At 62.0% G+C, this 735-nt stretch carries 2 protein-coding genes and 1 pseudogene; all 3 read left to right on the top strand.

Annotation, left to right across the window (positions count from 1 at the left end; genetic code table 11):
- A partial coding sequence (locus TRIHO_RS07105) for a TraG/VirB4 family ATPase (RefSeq protein ID WP_456300658.1) occupies window positions 1-461 on the top strand: 461 nt, incomplete at its 5' end.
- The gene (locus TRIHO_RS23830; protein WP_165595893.1) at window positions 458-625 is read left to right on the top strand and encodes a hypothetical protein; all 168 of its coding nucleotides are present in this window, start codon (window positions 458-460) and stop codon (window positions 623-625) included. The genes TRIHO_RS07105 and TRIHO_RS23830, both read left to right, overlap by 4 nt.
- Window positions 615-735, top strand: a pseudogene (locus TRIHO_RS24370) (lytic transglycosylase domain-containing protein); the annotation flags it as partial. The gene TRIHO_RS23830 and the pseudogene TRIHO_RS24370, both read left to right, overlap by 11 nt.

Raw genomic sequence — 735 nt, 5'->3', positions numbered from 1 at the left:
AAATCGAGGTCCGCCGCCCCACCATCATCGTGATCGACGAGGCCTGGAAGGCCCTCGATAACGCGTATTTCGCCGAGCGGCTGTCGAACTGGCTGGTGACAGCGCGCAAACAGAACACGGTCGCGGTGATGATGACGCAATACGCAAGCCAGCTCGAGCGCACCCGGACCGGCAAGACCATCATCGAGGCGGTGCCGACGCAGATCCTGCTCCCCAATATCCGCGCGCAGCCAGCGGACTACGCCATGCTGAACCTCACGGAGAAGGAGCTCGATGTCCTTCTCAACACGGGCAGCAACAGCCGCTTGGCGCTGATCCGCGACGATCAGGGCTCGATCGTCGTCGATGCCGATCTGAGCGCGCTTGGACCCAATCTCACCATCCTTGGCGGCATGGACAAAGGCGAGGCGCTCGTGGGTGCCGATTACCGCGACCGCCCTGATTTCTGGAGGCTTTCATGACCCGTATTTTGATGTTCGTTGCCGCGCTCGGTGCGTTGGCCTCCTGTGCCCAGTACCAGGAACCGCAGGCCAATTGCTTCACCTTCCTCGCCTCCACGACAGCCATCTCGCCTGATTGCACCTTCACGCCCCTTGGCACCCCGGAGGGCGACATTGAAGTCTAGCCTGCCTCATATCCTGGCACTTTGCCTGCTGCCCGGTCTCGCCTTGTCTCAAGGCGTGCCGACCAATGACAGTGGGCTGACCGCGCGTGACATCGTCGAGACTGGCGATC

Source organism: Tritonibacter horizontis (assembly GCF_001518015.1).
In the GTDB taxonomy this organism is placed as follows: Bacteria; Pseudomonadota; Alphaproteobacteria; order Rhodobacterales; family Rhodobacteraceae; genus Epibacterium; species Epibacterium horizontis.
The sequence above is the reverse complement of the archived record's forward strand: the minus strand, read 5'-3'. Positions and strand labels throughout refer to the sequence as shown.